The organism is Streptomyces sp. NPDC004721, assembly GCF_053601495.1.
Window position 1 is genome coordinate 217,848 of sequence record NZ_JBSGBZ010000009.1, and the last position, 17,884, is coordinate 235,731.

Annotated in this window: 12 protein-coding genes; 7 read left to right on the forward strand and 5 right to left on the reverse strand. The window is 73.0% G+C overall.

The genetic code is table 11. The features are described 5' to 3' along the window. Nucleotides 1-6 precede the first annotated feature (6 nt). From ACWEK3_RS11185 to ACWEK3_RS11200, 4 genes are read right to left on the reverse strand one after another with little or no spacing between them, the layout of a single operon-like run. A complete protein-coding gene (locus ACWEK3_RS11185; protein ID WP_450545435.1) occupies nucleotides 7-648 on the reverse strand; it encodes a response regulator in 642 nt (213 codons plus the stop codon). After that, nucleotides 638-1,891 carry a sensor histidine kinase gene (locus ACWEK3_RS11190; protein WP_453249540.1) on the reverse strand — a complete coding sequence of 418 codons (1,254 nt, stop codon included), beginning with the start codon at nucleotides 1,889-1,891 and terminating at the stop codon, nucleotides 638-640. Before ACWEK3_RS11190 ends, ACWEK3_RS11185 begins: the two co-directional genes overlap by 11 nt. A 38-nt stretch (nucleotides 1,892-1,929) precedes the next feature. Next, a complete protein-coding gene (locus tag ACWEK3_RS11195; protein ID WP_450545431.1) occupies nucleotides 1,930-2,679 on the reverse strand; it encodes an ABC transporter permease in 750 nt (249 codons plus the stop codon). After that, entirely contained in the window at nucleotides 2,676-3,578 is a 903-nt protein-coding gene (locus ACWEK3_RS11200) for an ABC transporter ATP-binding protein (RefSeq protein ID WP_450545429.1), read from the reverse strand. The genes ACWEK3_RS11195 and ACWEK3_RS11200 overlap by 4 nt, the downstream gene beginning before the upstream one ends. A gap of 208 nt (nucleotides 3,579-3,786) precedes the next feature. On the opposite strand from ACWEK3_RS11200, the gene ACWEK3_RS11205 reads away from it, so the two are divergent. The 6 genes from ACWEK3_RS11205 (at nucleotide 3,787) to ACWEK3_RS11230 (ending at nucleotide 13,746) form a co-directional block, all read left to right on the forward strand. Next, nucleotides 3,787-5,730: an ABC transporter ATP-binding protein gene (locus tag ACWEK3_RS11205; protein WP_453249541.1), complete on the forward strand. Its 1,944-nt coding sequence runs from the start codon at nucleotides 3,787-3,789 to the stop codon at nucleotides 5,728-5,730. Continuing rightward, nucleotides 5,727-7,586, forward strand: a complete 1,860-nt coding sequence (locus ACWEK3_RS11210) for an ABC transporter ATP-binding protein (RefSeq protein ID WP_450545425.1) — start codon at nucleotides 5,727-5,729, stop codon at nucleotides 7,584-7,586. Before ACWEK3_RS11205 ends, ACWEK3_RS11210 begins: the two co-directional genes overlap by 4 nt. Before the next feature lie 22 nt (nucleotides 7,587-7,608). Next, nucleotides 7,609-9,336 (forward strand): ABC transporter transmembrane domain-containing protein, encoded by a 1,728-nt coding sequence (locus ACWEK3_RS11215; protein WP_453249542.1) that lies wholly within the window; start codon nucleotides 7,609-7,611, stop codon nucleotides 9,334-9,336. Then, entirely contained in the window at nucleotides 9,333-11,117 is a 1,785-nt protein-coding gene (locus tag ACWEK3_RS11220) for an ABC transporter ATP-binding protein (RefSeq protein WP_453249543.1), read from the forward strand. The genes ACWEK3_RS11215 and ACWEK3_RS11220 overlap by 4 nt, the downstream gene beginning before the upstream one ends. 381 nt (nucleotides 11,118-11,498) lie before the next feature. Then, the gene (locus ACWEK3_RS11225; RefSeq protein ID WP_453249544.1) at nucleotides 11,499-13,157 is read left to right on the forward strand and encodes a M4 family metallopeptidase; all 1,659 of its coding nucleotides are present in this window, start codon (nucleotides 11,499-11,501) and stop codon (nucleotides 13,155-13,157) included. A 70-nt stretch (nucleotides 13,158-13,227) separates the two neighbouring features. Continuing rightward, a complete protein-coding gene (locus ACWEK3_RS11230) occupies nucleotides 13,228-13,746 on the forward strand; it encodes a DUF1990 family protein (protein ID WP_376402659.1) in 519 nt (172 codons plus the stop codon). Between the two features lie 450 nt (nucleotides 13,747-14,196). On the opposite strand, the gene ACWEK3_RS11235 is transcribed toward ACWEK3_RS11230, so the two are convergent. Continuing rightward, the gene (locus tag ACWEK3_RS11235) at nucleotides 14,197-16,815 is read right to left on the reverse strand and encodes a glycosyltransferase family 1 protein (RefSeq protein WP_450545417.1); all 2,619 of its coding nucleotides are present in this window, start codon (nucleotides 16,813-16,815) and stop codon (nucleotides 14,197-14,199) included. 346 nt (nucleotides 16,816-17,161) lie between these two features. Here ACWEK3_RS11235 and ACWEK3_RS11240 point away from each other — a divergent pair. Further along, a partial coding sequence (locus ACWEK3_RS11240; RefSeq protein WP_453249545.1) for a maltotransferase domain-containing protein occupies nucleotides 17,162-17,884 on the forward strand: 723 nt, incomplete at its 3' end.

Consider the following 17,884-nt stretch of genomic DNA (forward strand, 5'->3'; position numbering starts at 1 on the left):
GAGGCTCTATCCGAGGATGCCCCGGTCGTACGCGACTGCGACCGCCGCCGCGCGGTCCTTGACGCCGAGTTTGGCGTACAGGTGGGTGAGGTGGGTCTTCACGGTGGCCTCGCTGATGAACAGCTCGCGGGCTATCTCCCGGTTGGAGGTGCCCTTGGCGACCAGGGCCAGCACCTCGCGCTCGCGGGCCGACAGCGGCTCGTTGCCGCGTGCGGGCGCGCGGACCGCGGAGACCAGCCGGGAGGCCACGGCCGGGGAGAGGACCGTACGGCCCTCGGCGGCGGCGCGGACGGCGGTGAACAGCTCGTCGCGCGGAGCGTCCTTGAGCAAGTAGCCGGTCGCGCCCGCCTCGATCGCGGGCAGGGTGTCGGAGTCGGTGTCGTACGTGGTCAGCACGAGCACCTTGGCGCGGGCGCCGCAGCGGGTCAGCTCGCGGATGGCGTCCACGCCCGAGCCGCCCGGCATGCGCAGGTCCATCAGAATCACGTCCGGGTCGAGTGCCGCGGCCCGCTCCAGGGCCTCCACGCCGCCCGAGGCCTCGCCGAGGACGGTGAATCCGGGCGCGGACTCGAACATGCCGCGCAGGCCGTCGCGCACGACGGGATGGTCGTCGACGATCAGCAGGGAGATCACGGCGTCATCGGTCATGGCGTACCAACGGTACGCGAGCCGAGACCGCCGTGCCGTGCCCCGGTTCCGACTCGACCGTGAGGGAGCCCGCGATGCGCTCGGCGCGGGCGCGCATGCCGTCGAGGCCGAAGCCGCCGGCGCGGGTGCGTTCGGGCACGGCGAGGGGGTCGAAGCCGTGGCCGTCGTCGCGGATGTCGAGCACGACCTCGTCACCCATGAAGGACAGGGTGACGCCGACGCGGGAGGCGCCGGCGTGCCGGGCGGCGTTGGACAGGGCCTCCTGGGTGATGCGCAGCAGGGTGGCCGCGACTTCGTCGTGCAATTGCTCGGCGGTGCCGGTGACGGTGAAGTCAGCCCGTGCGCCAATGCGCTCGCCCCACTCGGCGACGGTCCGCTTGAGTGCCTCGGGCAGGCCGTTGCCGTCGAGGGCCATGGGGGCGAGGTTGTGCACGGAGCGGCGGGCCTCGCCCAGGCTGTGCCGGGCGAGGCCGAGGGCGCGGTCGACGTGCTCGCGCGCCACGGCCTCGTCCGGTGTGCCGGCGACGACCTGGAGCTGGGCGATGATGCCGGTCAGGCCCTGGGCGAGGGTGTCGTGGATCTCGGCGGCCAGCCGCCGGCGCTCATCGGCGACCCCGGCCTCGCGGGCCTGGACGAGGAGTTGGGCGTGCAGAGCGGCGTTCTCGTCCAGGGCCTGCTGCAACGCCGCGTTGGTGCGGCCCAGTTCGGCGATGGTCTCGGCCTGGGTGCGGGCCCGGGCGTCCTCGAGGCCGGCTAGGTGGGCGAACAGCGTGAGCAGCATGATGTTCGCCGCGAGGATCACCCCGAAGAAGACCCACCCCATCTCCCCGCGCGGGGGCATCCCGCCCGCCTGGGAGCCCGCGACGGTCACGGCGGTGGCAAACAGACCGGTCTTGCGCAGCCGTGGCGGCAGCAGCCGGTCGGCACCGAAGTAGCCGGTGACGGCGTAGAAGGCGAACAGGGGGTTCAGCCAGGTCAGGGCGAAGCCGAGTGCCCAGCGCACGCCGTAGTAGGCGGCGCTCGCGCCCGACGGGCCGGGCCGGGCACGGGAAGCCCGCCTCCACCACACCTCCAGGGCGGCGGCCGCGACGACCAGGCCGGCGGCCGCGTACCACTTCTCGCTCGTCATGCCGACCGCGTCGGCCGCCGCCGAGGCGACCAGGGTGCCCAGGGCCAGCAACCCGGCAGGCCCCCAGCGGTGGAACGCGGCCCACCGCCGTTCGACCACCTCGATGTCGTCCATCCCCTCAGTGTGGAGCCGGGAGCCACGCACGTCGCCGCTCACTCCCAGCGGAACCAGCGGGAGGCCGCCGCGGTGAGCAACGCCGCCCACGCGGCCGTCACGCCCAGGTGGGACCAGCCCGGCCAGTGGCCCTCCGCCGCCTGGTTCAGGGCCTGGGCCGCGGCGCCGAACGGGGTCCAGCCGACGATCCGGGCGAGCAGGTCCGGCATGGCCTGCACCGGTAGCCACACGCCCGCGCAGAACATCATCGGGAAGAGCGCCGCGGACCCGATCGCTCCCGCGATCCTCGTGGTGCGGGACAGCGCGGAGATCACCGCGCCCAGGGCGAGCGCGGCGAACACCGCCAGCAGCAGGGCGACGACGTAGCCGAAGGGCTGCCTCGGCGGGGTCACGTCGAAGGCGAGCCGGCCGACGGTGAGCGAGAGCAGCGCCGAGGCCAGGGCCGCGCCCCCGAACACCACCATGTGCGCGGACAGCAGGGCGGCGGGCCGGACCGGGGTGGTGGACATCCGGCGCAGGATGCCGCGTTCGCGGTAGCCGGTGAGGACCTGCGGCATGCCCTGGAGCCCGCCGAGGATCAGCCCGAGCAGCACCGCGACCGGCACGTAGGCGTCGATGGGGCGCAGGCCCCCGAAGGACGGGTCGGCCTCCCGGAAGGACGGGATGGAACCGAGGATCACCAGGAGCAGGGTGGGGAACAGCAGGATCCAGAAGATCGCGCCGGGCTCACGGCCGAACAGGCGGATCTCGGCGCGCAGTACGGCCGGGTTGACCAGGGTGTTGCTCATGCCTCGACCTCCGTCAGATCCAGGAAGGCGTCGTCGAGTGTGGCGTCGGTGACGCGGAGTTGATGGGCCGTGATGTGGTGGCGGGCGAGCAGCGTGATGACGGCGTTGACGGTCTCGTCGGTCCCGGAGAGGGTGATCCGGCCGTCCTTGCGGGCGATGGAGGCGAGTTCGGGCAGGGCGTTCAGATCACGGTCGTCCAGCGGCTCGGACGGGGTGAAGCTGATGACGGTGGCGCCGGCCGAGCGCCGGATCAGGCCGTGCGGGGTGTCCAGGGCGGCGATCCGTCCCCGGTCGATGACGGCGATCCGGTCGCACAGCCGCTGCGCCTCCTCCATGAAGTGCGTGACCAGGAGGATGGTGACGCCGCGGGCCCGGACGTCCTCGATGAGCTGCCAGGTGTCGCGGCGGGCGCGCGGGTCGAGCCCGGTGGTCAGCTCGTCGAGCACGACGATCCGGGGGTTGCCGATGAGGGCGAGCGCGATGAACAGCCGCTGCTTCTGGCCGCCGGAGAGCTTGGCGAAGCAAGTGGTGAGCTTCTGCTCCAGGCCGAGGCGTTCGGCCAGCGGCCGCCAGTCGGCCGGATTCGGGTAGAAGGACGCGTACAGCTGAAGCGCCTCGCGGACGGTGAGCTTGGCCTGCAACTCGCTCTGCTGGAGCTGGGCGCCGAGCACGCGGGCGACCTGTTCGTGGTCCGCGACGGGGTCGAGACCGGTGACGCGGACACGGCCCGCGTCGGGGACGCGCAGGCCCTCGACGCACTCGACGGTGGTGGTCTTGCCGGCGCCGTTCGGGCCGAGGACGCCGAAGATCTCGCCCTCCTCGACGGCGAAGGAGACGCCGTCGACGACGGTCCGGCCGCCGTAGGACTTGCGCAGTTCGCTGACTTCGATGACGGACATGGCTCAACGATCCCGGCCGGCGGGGTCCGCGTACATCGCCCGGCGCGCTCGAAGCCGCATCAGCCGATCGGTTGATGCGGCCCTACGACCGGACCGGCCCCGGCCTGGTTCCCGCGGTCGAACACGCAGGTCGTAGGACCAGCGGCGGAGTCCGGTCCGGCCAAAACTCGGTGGGAGTTGTCGGCGCCGGTCCGTAGGCTCGCCCGTGATGCCCACGACACCTGACACCCTCGAGGACCGCACCGACCGCTCCGGTCCGACCGGCCGTTCGGCCGTCCGTTCGCTGCTGCGCCTGTGGCCGTACGTGCGGCCCGTCCGCGGACGGCTGTTCACCGCCGCGTTCATCGCGGTCGTCGCCTCCTGCGTGGGGCTGGTGATCCCGCTCGTCCTGAAGTGGATGGTGGACGGGCCGATCGCCGACCGGGATCCGCGCGGCGTGTGGCTCGGCGCGCTGTACCTGCTGCTGCTCGGGGTGGGCGAGGCGCTGCTGTTCGGGCTGCGGCGGTGGCTGGTGGCGCGGCCGCTGTCGAACGTCGAGGCGGAGATGCGGGCGGACCTGTTCCGGCATCTGCAACGGCTGCCGGTCTCCTTCCACGACCGGTGGGCGTCCGGGCAGTTGCTGTCCCGGGGCACGACGGACCTGATGCTGCTGCGCATGTTCCTCGCCTTCCCGTTGACGTTCCTGCTGGTCAACGGGGTCACGATCCTCGTGGGCGTGGTCATCATGCTGATGCAGGACTGGACGCTGGGGCTGGTGATGCTGGCGCCCGCCGTGCCGCTGATCGCGTTGAGCGCGGTCTTCGAGAAGCGGTACGCGCATGTGGCGCGGCTGGCACAGGACCAGGTCGGGGACCTGACGACGGTGGTCGAGGAGAGCGTGCTCGGCATCCGTGTCATCAAGGGGTTCGGCCGGCACCGCAGTCAGGCGCGGGCGTTCCGCGACCTGTCGCGGACCCTGCGGGGCACGGAGTTGCGCAAGGCCCGTCTGCTGGCGGCCATCTGGGCGGTCATCATGACCCTGCCGGAAGTGGCCATCGGGGCCACGCTGGTGGTGGGCGCGGTGCAGGTCGCCTCGGGCGGTCTTTCGGCGGGGACGCTGGTCGCCTTCCTGTCCACGGCACTCGCCCTGCGCTGGCCGGTGGAGTCGATCGGCTTCCTGCTGGCGATGAGCCAGGAGGCGGCGACGGCGACCGAGCGGTACTTCGAAGTGATGGACGAGGAACCGGAGTCCGGGGAGCCGTCGGTGCGCGGCGCGCGTACGCCGGTGCCGGGCGGCGGCTCGCGCGGCCCGGCGTCGCCGGACCCGGCGCGCGAAGGGCTCCGCTTCGACAACGTCCGCTTCCGCTACCCTGACGCGCCGCCCGGCTCCCAGCCCCTCCTGGACCGTATCGACCTGCACATCCGCCCCGGTGAGTCGATGGCCCTGGTCGGGGCGACCGGAAGCGGCAAGACGACCCTGACGGCGCTCGTCCCCCGCCTCCACGAGGTGACCTCGGGCCGGATCACGCTGGACGGCGAGGACATCACCGCGATGTCCCGCGAGGAGCTGCGCTCGCTGGTCGCGGTGGCCTTCGAGGAGCCGACCCTGTTCTCGGCGAGCGTCGGCGACAACGTCCTGATGGGCTCCGACGGCAGCGCCGGGGAGGCCGAACTGGACCGCGCGCTGTCCGTCGCCCAGGCCGGATTCGCGCACACCCTCCCCCAGGGCACCGCGACCCAGGTGGGCGAGCAGGGCCTCAGCCTCTCCGGCGGCCAGCGGCAGCGCCTCGCGCTGGCCCGTGCCGTCGTCGGGCGGCCCCGGTTCCTGATCCTGGACGACCCGCTGTCCGCCCTGGACGTGCACACCGAGGCGGCCGTGGAGGCGGCCCTGCGCCAGGTCCTGGCCGACACCACCGCCCTGATCGTGGCGCACCGCCCCTCCACGGTCCTGCTCGCCGACCGGGTCGCCCTGCTCTCCGACGGCCGCATCACCGCCGTGGGCACCCACCACGAACTGCTGCGCACCAACGCCGAGTACGCCCACCTGATGTCGGGCGGACGCTCGCCGGAAGAGCCGGAAGAGCCGGGAGAACAGCAAGGACCGGGAGAACCGGAAGGACCGCAAGGACCGCAAGGACCGCAAGGACCGCAAGAAGAGGACGACGAGCGATGACGGCCCCCACGAAGCCCGTACCGGCCACCGGGGACGAGCAGGACCCGCCGCGCCCCGAGGGCACCGGCGACCCCTTCGACCGCGACGTCCTGCCCACTCCCCCGGGCGCCACCTCCGCCCTGCTGCGCTCCCTGCTCGCCCCCATGAAGGCCCGGGTCGCCGGCACCACACTCCTGCTGCTGCTCCAGCAGGCGGCCGTCCAGGCGGGCCCGCTGCTGGTGGCGTACGCGATCGACACCGCCGTACCGGCGTTCCGCGACCACCACCACGGCCCGCTGGTCGCGGTGGCGGTCGGCTATCTGCTGTGCGCGCTCGCCTCCGGCGCGCTCCAGTGGGCGTTCATCATCGCCTCGGCCCGGGTCAGCCAGGACGTGCTGCTGGACCTGCGGGGCCGGATCTTCCGCCATGGGCAGGCGCTCAGCGTGGACTTCCACGAGCGCTACACCTCGGGCCGGCTGATCTCCCGCTCCACCACGGACGTGGAGTCGCTGCGCGAACTGCTCAGCGAGGGGCTCGACGAGCTCGTCTCGGTCGTGCTGTCCTTCGTCTGCATCTCGGCGATGCTGCTGTGGCTGGACCTGGGGCTCGGCGCGGTGGCGGTGGCGTCCTTCGCGCCGCTGTACCTGCTGATCCGGGCGTACCGGCGGCGCGCGGGGCGGGTGTTCCAGGAGCGGTCGACGGCGATCGCCGCGGTGATCGTGAAGTTCGTGGAGACGATGAACGGCATCCGGCCGGTGCGCGCGTTCCGTCGCGAGGCCGCCAACGACGCCGGTTTCCGCGTCCTGAACGGGCGCCACGAGCGCACCAACGGCGACGCCCTGCTGGAGATGGCCCGCTATGTCGTCAGTTCCCGGCTGGTGGCCAACACGACGGTCGCGGTGATCGTGCTGTGGGGTGCCTACCGGGTGGCGGACGGCTCGCTGGAGCTGGGGGTGCTGGCGGCTGCGGTGCTGTACCTGCGCCGGCTGTACGACCCGATCGACCGGCTCGGCATGTTCCTCAACTCGTACGAGTCGGCGGCCGCCTCGCTGGAGAAGATCGCCGGTTTGCTGGCGCAGACGCCGTCCGTGCCCGAGCCGACGGCGCCGCGGCCGCTCCCGGCGCCGAGGTCGGACCTGCCCGGCCGCGAGGTGGTCTTCGACGGGGTCAGCTTCGGCTACCGCACCGGCGGCGAGGTGCTGCCCCGCTTCGAACTGGTCGTTCCGGCCGGGCAGACCGTCGCCGTGGTCGGCTCCACCGGCGCGGGCAAGACCACCCTGGCCAAGCTGCTGGCCCGCTTCTACGACCCCTCCGCCGGGCGCGTGCTGCTCGACGGGGTGGACCTGCGCGAACTCGGCGTGACCGAACTGCGGCGCGGGGTGGTCATGGTGACGCAGGAGGCCTTCCTGTTCTCCGGCACGGTCGCGGAGAACATCGCGATCGGCCGCCCGGACGCCACCCGTGAGGAGATCGAGCAGGCGGCGAAGGCGATCGGCGCGCACGACTTCATCAGCGCCCTGCCCGACGGCTACGACACGGACGTACGCAAGCGGGGCGGCCGCATCTCCGCGGGCCAGCGGCAACTGGTCTCCTTCGCACGGGCGTTGCTCGCCGATCCGGCCGTGCTCATCCTCGACGAGGCGACCAGCTCGCTGGACATCCCGGGCGAGCGGGCGGTGCAGACGGCGATGGCCACGGTGCTGCGAGGGCGTACGGCGGTGGTGATCGCCCACCGGCTGTCCACCGTGGAGATCGCCGACCGGGTGCTGGTGATGGAACACGGGCGCATCGTCGAGGACGGCAGCCCGGACCAGTTGATCGCGGGCACCGGGCGGTTCTCGGAGCTGCACCGGGCCTGGCGGGAGAGCCTTGCATGAGCGAACGGGGGATCCGGCGCGGATGATCGACGCATACGAGGACCCCGGCGACGCCGACTGCCGCAGCGGCCCGCGGTACCTGTGGTGGCTGGTGACCCGGCAGCCGGGGCGGTCCGTCGCCGGGGCGGTGTTCGGCAGCACCTGGATGGTGCTGCTGGCGGCGACGCCCTATCTGATGGCCAAGGCGATCGACGAGGGTCTGGAGCCCGGCGACATGGTCGCGCTGGCTGGGTGGACGACGCTGCTGTTCCTGGTGGGCGCGTTCAACGCCTGGCTCAGCATCATGCGGCACCGCACGATGACCCGGGTGCGGATGGACGCCAACTTTCGCACGGTGAAGGTGGTCGTCCGGCAGGCGGTACGGCTGGGTGCCACGCTGCCCGCACAGGTCGGGGCCGGGGAGGTGGTAACGATCGGGGTGGGCGACGTGCAGACGATCAGCCAGTCCCTGACGGTCGTCGGACCGGGCGTCGGCGCGGTCGTCGCCTACCTCGTGGTCGCGGGGCTGCTGCTCACGCTGTCGGTGCCGCTGGCCGTGGTGGTGCTGGTCGGAGTGCCGCTGCTCGGCGTGATCGTCGGGCCGCTGCTCGGGCGGCTCCAGGGCACGGAGACGGAGTACCGCGAGCGGCAGGGCGTGCTGACCGCGCGGATCGGCGACCTGGCGGGCGGGCTGCGCGTCCTCAACGGCCTCGGCGGCAAGTCGCTGTTCGCCGACGCCTTCCGCCGGGACTCGCAGGGGCTGCGCGCCCAGGGGTATCGGGTCGGGGCGGTGACCAGTTGGATCCAGGCGCTCGGGGTGGGGCTGCCGACGCTGTTCCTCGCCGTGGTGACCTGGCTGGCGGCCCGGATGGCGGCCCAAGGCGCCATCAGCATCGGTGAGTTGGTCTCGGTGTACGGGTATGTCGCGGTGCTGGCCGGGTGGCCGGTGGCCTTTCTGATCGAGGGCAGCTACCAGCTCAGCCGGGGCGTGGTCGCCGCCCGGCGCGTCGTGCGGCTGCTGCGGCTGGAGCCCGCGCCGGACGTCGGCACTGCGGGCGCGCCGGCCGAGCCGTCGCCGTTGCACGATCCGGAGTCGGGGGTGCGGGTGCTGCCCGGGCGGCTGACCGCGCTGGCCGCGGCGCGGCCCGCCGACGCCGCCGCCGTCGTCGACCGCCTGGGCCGGTACGCGCCCTCCGAGGCCACCTGGGGCGGCGTGCGCCTGGACAGGATCGCCCTGCCGCGGGTCCGCGAGCGGATCCTGGTCGCCGACCACGAGGCGGACCTGTTCGCCGGGACACTGCGGCACCTGGTCGGCGGATGCCGGGAGCCGGACGACATCGACGAGGCGGAGATCGCTCGGGCCGTGCACACGGCGGCGGCCGACGACATCGTGCAGGGCCTGCCGGAAGGGCTCGACTCGGCGATCGACGCGCAGGGACGCAACGTCTCCGGCGGCCAGCGCCAACGCGTACGGCTGGTGCGGGCGCTGCTGGCCGACCCGGAGGTGCTGCTCGCCGTGGAGCCCACCTCCGCGCTGGACGCGCACACCGAGGCGACGGTGGCGGACCGGCTGCGGGCGGCCCGCGAGGGCCGTACGACCGTGGTGACGACCACCTCCCCGCTCGTCCTGGACCGCGCGGACGTGGTGCACTTCCTGGTCGACGGCAAGGTCACGGCCACCGGAAGCCACCGGCGGCTGCTGGCGGAGGAGGCCGGCTACCGGGCGCTGGTGGCACGGGACGCGGACGCGGCCGAGGAGGTCGTGCGATGACGAGCCGTCACCTGCCGGTCGCCGAACCCGCCCAGGTGCGTCGCGCCGCCGTGCGGCTGGTGCGGGCCGACGCGCGGGCCTTCACCGGTGTCCTGGCGCTGAACGCGGCGGCGGCCGCGGCGGGGCTGGCCGGGCCGTGGCTGCTCGGGCGCATCGTGGACGCGGTGCGGGCCGGGAGCGGGGTCGGTGCCGTGGACCGGATGGCACTGGGCATCCTGCTGTGCTCGCTGACGCAGCTTCTGCTGGTGCGCTGGGCGCGGTACATGGGGCACCGGTTCGGCGAGCGGACGTTGGCCCGGGTGCGCGAGGAGTTCGTGGACCGTGCGCTGGCGCTGCCCGCGTCCGTGGTGGAGCGGGCCGGCACCGGCGACCTGACGGCGCGCGGCACGGCCGACGTGGCCACCGCCGGCACCACCCTGCGCGATGCCGGGCCCGAGCTGCTCATCAGCACCGTGCAGGCGCTGTTCGTGCTCGGCGCGGTCTTCGTGCTCGACCCGTTGCTCGGCGCTGTGGGCGTCGTGGGCCTGGTGCCTATCTGGTTCGCCCTGCGCTGGTACCTGCGCCGGGCGCGGGCCGGTTACCTCGCCGAGGGCGCGGCCACCTCCGAGGTCGCCGAAATCCTCGCGGCGACGGCGGCGGGCTCGCGCACGGTCGAGGCGTTCCGGCTGGCGAAGGTGCGGACCGCCGCGAGCCGCGAGGCGCTGGAGACGTCCCGGCGCACCCGGTTCCGCACGCTGTACCTTCGCACGGTGTTCTTCCCCGTGGTGGAAGTTTCCTACGTGCTGCCCGTTGCCGGAGTGCTCCTGGCCGGCGGGGTGCTGCACGCGCAAGGGACGGTGAGCCTGGGCGCGGTGGTGGCGGCCGCGCTGTATCTGCGCCAGTTCAGCCAGCCGCTCGACGAGATCCTGATGCGGGTCGAGCAACTGCAGAACAGCGGTGCCTCCTTCGCCCGGGTGGAGGGGCTCGCCCGGGCCCTGGGTCCCGTACCGAAGGGCGACGGTCCGGAACCGGCGGGCGACCGCATCGACGTGACCGGGGCGCGCTATGCCTACGAGCGGGGCGGCGAGGTGCTGCGCGGGGTCGACCTGACGGTGCGGCCAGGGGAGCGGCTGTCCGTGGTCGGACCGTCCGGCGCGGGCAAGACCACGCTGAGCAGGCTGCTGGCCGGTGTCGACGCGCCCACGGCGGGCTCGGTCACCGTGGGCGGGGTGCCGGTCGCCGGTCTGGAGCCGGAGCGGCTGCGCCGCCAGGTCGTCCTGGTCACCCAGGAGCACCATGTGTTCCTCGGCACGGTCCGTGACAACCTGCGGATCGCCGAACCCGCCGCCACCGACCAGGAGTTGTGGTCGGCCCTCGCGGCCGTGGGGGCCGACGCCTGGGTGCGGGAACTGCCGAAGGGCCTGGACACCGGGCTGGGTGCGGCCGGTCACCGCACCGACGGCTCGCAGGCGCAGCAACTCGCCCTCGCCCGTGTGGTGCTGGCCGATCCGCACACCCTGATCCTGGACGAGGCCACGGCGTTGCTCGACCCGGCCACGGCGCGCCACACCGAGCGGGCCCTCGCCGCCGTCCTCCGGGGCCGCACGGTCATCGCCATCGCCCACCGACTCCATACCGCGCACGACGCCGACCGGGTGGCCGTCATGGAGGACGGCCGTCTGACCGAACTGGGCACCCACGACGACCTGGTGGCCTCCGGCGGGGCGTACGCGGCCCTGTGGCACACCTGGCACGGGAACGGCGCGGCGCCGTCGGGCGAGGGCGGCACCGCGGTGCCGTAGCGGCCATCGCGGGGGCGCCGGCGGCCGTGTGAGGGGCGTCGAACCCTCGGATTTCGGTCGACATCGCGCCCTCCTGTCAGGGTGGCCTCCGTGTCGATCCGGCCGCCCTGACGGCTGAAAATCGCCCCTCCCGCAGCCCATCCGGCGGCCGGGACCTCGGGTGCCGTCTCCGAGGTCCAACGCGTTCGAGGAGGCCCGTTCATGACGCCGCAACATTTACCGGACAGTCATTTTTCAGCCAACATCACTTCGGGGCACTGACATGTACGCGTCGTTGGTGCCACTCTTCCTCCACCCGCCGCACGAGCACAGCACCCTCACCCCCCGATCCGGGCCGGCAGCCCCACGCCATACCGGATCACCCCCACATAAGGAGCTTGTGTGACTCCCCGCTACGCGCGTCACAAGCGCATCACTCTGGCCGTCGCCACCGCTGTCGCCGCCGGAGCCCTCCTCAGCACCGGTCTGACCACCAGTGCCTCGGCCCAGACCACGGCCGAATCCACCGGCGCGGCCCACCTCGCCGCCGCCCCCACCTTCCTGACCTCCGCCGCCCGCACCTCCCTGATCCAGCAGGCGCAGGCCGACGCCTCCGGGACCGCCCAGGAGATAGGCCTCGGCGCGAAGGAGGAGCTGGTCGTCAGGGACGTCGTCCAGGACGCCGACGGCACGGTGCACACCCGCTACGAGCGCACCTACGCCGGTCTGCCCGTCCTCGGCGGCGACCTGGTCGTCCACACCTCCAAGGCCGGCAAGACCCAGGGCGTGACCAGAGCGACCAAGGCGGCCATCAAGGTCGCCACGCTCACCCCGAAGGTCGCCACCGCCAAGGCCGAGAAGCAGGCGGTGACCCTGGCCCAGGCCGCCGGCTCGGAGAAGGCCACCGCCGACCAGGCCCCGCGCAAGGTCATCTGGGCGGGCGACGGCACGCCGGTCCTCGCCTACGAGACGGTCGTCGGCGGCCTCCAGGAGGACGGCACGCCGAACCAGCTGCACGTCATCACCGACGCGGCCACCGGCAAGACGCTCTTCGAGTACCAGGGCATCGAGACCGGCACCGGCAAGACCCTGTACTCGGGCACCGTCAGCCTCACCACCACCCTGTCGGGGTCGACGTACCAGCTGTACGACACCACCCGCGGCGGTCACAAGACGAACAACCTGGCGGGGAAGACCTCCGGCACCGGCACCCTGTTCACCAACACCACCGACGTGTGGGGCACCGGCACCGCCTCCAGCTCCGTCAACGACCAGACGGCTGCCGCGGACGCCGCCTACGGCGCCCAGACGACGTGGGACTTCTACAAGAACACCTTCGGCCGCAACGGCATCAAGAACAACGGCGTGGGTGCCTACTCCCGGGTCCACTACGGCAACAACTACGTCAACGCCTTCTGGGACGACAGCTGCTTCTGCATGACCTACGGCGACGGCTCGGGCAACACCCACCCGCTGACCTCGCTGGACGTCGCCGGCCACGAGATGAGCCACGGCGTCACCTCCAACACCGCCCGCCTGAACTACTCGGGTGAGTCCGGCGGCCTGAACGAGGCCACCTCCGACATCTTCGGCACCGGCGTGGAGTTCTACGCCAACAACGCGTCCGACCCCGGTGACTACCTCATCGGCGAGAAGATCAACATCAACGGCAACGGCACCCCGCTGCGCTACATGGACAAGCCCAGCAAGGACGGCGGCTCCGCCGACTACTGGTCCTCCACCGTGGGCAGCAAGGACGTGCACTACTCGTCCGGCGTCGCGAACCACTTCTTCTTCCTCCTCGCGGAGGGCAGCGGCGCGAAGACGATCAACGGCGTCAGCTACAACTCGCCGACGTACAACGGCGCCACGGTCACCGGCATCGGCCGCGCCAAGGCGCTGCAGATCTGGTACAAGGCGCTGACCACGTACATGACGTCGACCACCAACTACAAGGCCGCCCGCACGGCGACCCTGAACGCGGCGTCGGCGCTGTACGGCTCCGGCAGCACCGAGTACAACACGGTCGCGGCGGCCTGGACCGCAGTCAACGTGACCTGATCTCCCGCTAGTTGAGCGGCGCGGCCCCCGGGAGGACACCCCTCCCGGGGGCCGCCCTACGCTTGGGGCCATGTCGACGGCACATTTCACCTACGAGGAGGTCGGCGCGACCCGCGAGCAGGGTCACTGCCCGCCCGGCTTCCACCCTCTGCACGTGCGCACCCGCATAGGCGAGGGCGAGGAGGTGTTCCGCCGGGCCTCCGAGGCCGTGATGACGTGGGAGATGCACCGCGCCCTGGGCGTCGGCATCGAGGCGAGCGCCGACCGGGCCGCGCCCGGCATCGACGTCACCGTCACCCTCGCCGGCGTCGTCAGGGCCCCCTGCCGCGTGGTCTGGACGGAACAGGAGCCCCGCCGCGCCGGCTGGGCCTACGGCACCCTGCCCGGCCATCCGGAGTGCGGCGAGGAGTCCTTCCTGGTGGACCGCACGGGCGACGGCACCGTCTGGCTCACCGTGACCGCGTTCAGCCGCCCGGCCAAGTGGTACGTCCGAGCGGCCGGCCCGGCCACCCGCGGCCTCCAACACGCCTACGCCCGCCGCTGCGGCACCACCCTGCGCAAACTGTGCGCCGACATCCCGGAGCCGTAAGCCGACCCGACGCCCCCATGGCAACGCGCAGGCAGCGAACTCCCGGCTCGCGAAAACGGCGCCTGATCCCGACCGGGACCCGCGCCCGGGCACCATGCCCGGCCGACGCATGGACGCCTCCGCACCCCGGCAGTGTTGCCCAGCCGGCACAACACGCGCACCGCCCCACAGCATCACGCCCGATCAACGCGCCCGCTCCCCACGGCAGCGCGCCCGCTCCACACAACTCACCCGACCCGCGCGGCGGCGTCCCGCCGTGGCGTGGTGCCGTCCCGGTTGTGTGGCCCAGGCGGTCGGTTGCCAGGCCGGTGGGCCGCGAAACGGGGCACGGGGCAGCGTTGCCTCGTGGTGCGGCGGGCGACCGCCGCGGTGGCCGCCCGCCGCCTCACCGGCGTGCCCGTGGCCCCGGCGGTCGGCTGCCGGGTCGGCGGACGCCCTTCGGGGGTCCGGTCAGCGCAGGAGTACCCCCGCATGCTCGCCGGCCTCCTCCGGTGGGGTGGTCATCAGGCCCAGTTCCGCGCTGGAGGCGAGGAAGCGGTGAGTGGGGAGGATGCGGACCGTGTAGCCGTAGGGGCCGGTGCGGTCCAGGGACAGGGGGCCCTCGTACACCCAGCGGCCGTCGGAGTCGGGGGCGCCCGCGGGTTTCAGCGGGACGGCGGTGGCGTCGGTGATGCGGTCCTCCTCGTCCACCCGGCCCGAGACGGCCTGCACCTCCACGTCGTCCGGGCCGAGGCTGCCCAGCCCCACACGCACCCGCAGGCCGAGGGTGGCACCGAGTTCGGCGGTGGCCGTACTGACCGAGGTCTCCACGTGGTCGACGGTCACCTCGTGCCACGCCGAACGCACCCGCGCCTTCCACGCCGCGAGCTCACGCGCAGCGTCCGGACCGAGGGCGCGGTGGGCCTGGGCGGCGGGAGCGTACAGCCGCTCCACGTACTCGCGGACCATGCGGCCCGCCAGCACCTTCGGGCCGAGCAGGGACAGGGTCCTGCGGACCATCTCGATCCACCGCTCGGGCAGCCCGTCCCGGCCGTGCTCGTAGAAGCGGGGCGCCACCCGCTGCTCCAGCAGGTCGTACAGCGCGGCGGCCTCGACGTCGTCGCGGTGGTCCGGGTCGGTGCCCGCCCCGTCCGCGGTCGGGATGGCCCAGCCGAAGTCCGGCTGGAACCACTCGTCCCACCAGCCGTCCAGCACGGACAGGTTCAGACAGCCGTTGAGCGCGGCCTTCATTCCGGAGGTCCCGCACGCCTCCAGCGGCCGCAGCGGATTGTTCAGCCAGACGTCGCAGCCGTGGTAGAGCTTCTGCGCCATCGCCATGCCGTAGTCCGGCAGGAAGACGATCCGGTGGCGCACCCGCGGGTCGTCGGCGAAGCGGACCAGCTCCTGGATGAGCCGTTTGCCGCCGTCGTCCGCCGGGTGCGCCTTGCCCGCGACCACGATCTGCACCGGCCGCTCGGGGTGCAGCAGCAGGTCCATCAGCCGGTCCCGGTCACGCAGCATCAGCGTCAGCCGCTTGTACGACGGGACCCGGCGCGCGAAGCCGATCGTCAGCACCTCCGGGTCGAGGACGCCGTCGATCCAGCCCAGCTCGGCGGTCCCGGCGCCGCGCTGCCGCCAGGCGGCCCGCAGCCGGCCGCGCACCTCCGTCACCAGTTGCTCGCGCAGTTCGCGGCGCAGCTCCCAGACCTCCAGGTCGGAGATGTCGGCGACTGCGTCCCAGCGGTCGGAGTCGCCCACGGTCAGCGCGTCCTCGGTGCGCTGGGCGCCGACCTGCCGGGCGCCGAGCCGGAACACCTCCGGGGCCACCCAGGTCGGGGCGTGCACCCCGTTGGTCACCGAGGTGATCGGCACCTCCTCGGGGTCGAATCCCGGCCACAGTCCGGCGAACATCTCTCGGCTGACCCTCCCGTGCAGCAGCGAGACGCCGTTGGCGCGCTGGGCCAGCCGGAGGCCCATCACCGCCATGTTGAACAGGTTCGGCTCGCCGCCGGGGTACGTCTCCATGCCCAGCCGCAGGATCCGCTCGACGTCGATGCGGGGCAGCTCGGCGTCGGGCCCGAAGTGGCGGGCGACCAGCTCCCGGTCGAAGCGGTCGATCCCGGCCGGGACGGGCGTGTGGGTGGTGAAGACGGTCCCCGCGCGCACCGCCTCCAGGCCCGAGTCGAAGTCCAGCCCCCGGTCGCACAGCTCGGCGATGCGCTCCAGGCCGAGGAAGCCCGCGTGGCCCTCGTTGGTGTGGAACACCTCCGGCTCGGGATGGCCCGTGAGCCGGCAGTACGTCCGCACCGCCCGCACCCCTCCTATGCCCAGCAGCATCTCCTGAAGGAGCCGGTGCTCACTGCCGCCGCCGTAGAGCCGGTCGGTCACCCCGCGCTCGCCGAGGTCGTTCTCCTCGACGTCGGAGTCCAGCATCAGCAGCGGAATCCGGCCGACCTGGGCGACCCAGATCCGGGCGTGCAGGGCCTTGCCGCCGGGCAGCGCCAGCGAGACCCGCGCCGGGGCGCCGTCGGACTCCCTCAGCAGGGTGACGGGCAGCTCGTTGGGGTCCAGGACCGGGTAGTGCTCCTGCTGCCAGCCGTCCCGGGACAGGGTCTGCCGGAAGTAGCCGTGCCGGTACAGCAGCCCCACCCCGATCAGCGGCACGCCGAGGTCGCTGGCCGCCTTCAGATGGTCGCCGGCGAGGATGCCGAGGCCGCCGGAGTACTGCGGCAGCGCGGCCGTGATGCCGAACTCGGGCGAGAAGTAGGCGACCGCGGCGGGCAGGCCCTCGGACCGGTCCTGGTACCAGCGGTCACCGGTCACGTAGTCGTGCAGGTCGTCGGCGGCGGCGGTCAGCCGGCGCAGGAAGCGGCGGTCGCCGGCCAGCTCGGTCAGCCGCGCGGGACGCACACTGCCGAGCAGGCGTACGGGGTCGCCGCCCGAGGAGGCCCAGCGCTCGGGGTCGACGGACTGGAAGAGGTCACGGGTCTCGGCGTGCCAGGACCAGCGCAGGTTGCGGGCCAGCTCGCTGAGCGGGCGCAGGGGCTCGGGGAGAACGGGACGGACGGTGAACCGACGGATCGCCTTCACATGCCACCTCGGCGCGTTCGCTGGATGGACGCACTGCGCTGTGCGCCCCGTCACACAAAACCGTACCGGTCCGGGTGCGGGCACCGCTGGGTTCGGACACTGTCCGACATCGACCTGAACAGACCGGTTCGACCCCTGCGGCGTCCGTGTCCGGACTGGACCGGTCTTGTGTGTGGACATACGCGCGAGTAGTTAACAAAGTGCCGGAATGCTCACCCGAATAGGGTGGGAAGGCTCCTTCGGTACACCGAAAGCAGGACCAGACGCAGTACCCCGCAGAACCCAGCAGGACCCACCTCCCCACACACATCCGCCCACACCCTCGTTGACGCGGACAGGAGCGGTCATGCCCGCCACGCACCACCCGGCAGCATCACGGACAACCAGCAAGAGCAGCACCGGCGACGCCTCCGACCGGTCCGGGGCCGACGCGCCGCCGGCCCCCCACCAGGACGCCGCCCGGCAGACCCCGACGGCCCCGGAGCCGCCCCCCACGGGCGGCGCCACGGCCGTCGGCCGGATACCCGTCCTCGACGTCCGCCCGGTCGTCCAGCACGGCCGCAGGCCCGCCAAGGCGGTGACCGGAGAATCGTTCGAGATCTCGGCCACCGTCTTCCGCGAGGGTCACGACGCCGTGGCCGCGAACGTCGTCCTGCGCGATCCGCGGGGCCGCCCCGGCCCGTGGACGCCGATGCGCGAGCTGGCGCCCGGCACCGACCGCTGGGGCGCCACCGTGACCGCCGGCGACCCCGGCCACTGGACGTACCAGGTGGAGGCCTGGGCGGATCCGGTCACCACCTGGCGGCACCACGCGCAGATCAAGATTCCCGCCGGTCTGGACACCGACCTGGTCCTGGAGGAGGGCGCGCGCCTGTACGAGCGCGCCGCCTCCGGAGTGCCCCGGGACGACGGCGGCCGGGACACCGTCCTGGCCGCCGTGGCGGCGCTGCGGGACGAGAACCGGCCGGCCGCGGCCCGGCTGGCGGCGGCGTTGACGCCGGAGGTGGACGCGGTCCTGGCCCGGCATCCGCTGCGGGACCTGGTCACCGCCTCCGAACCACTCGCCCTG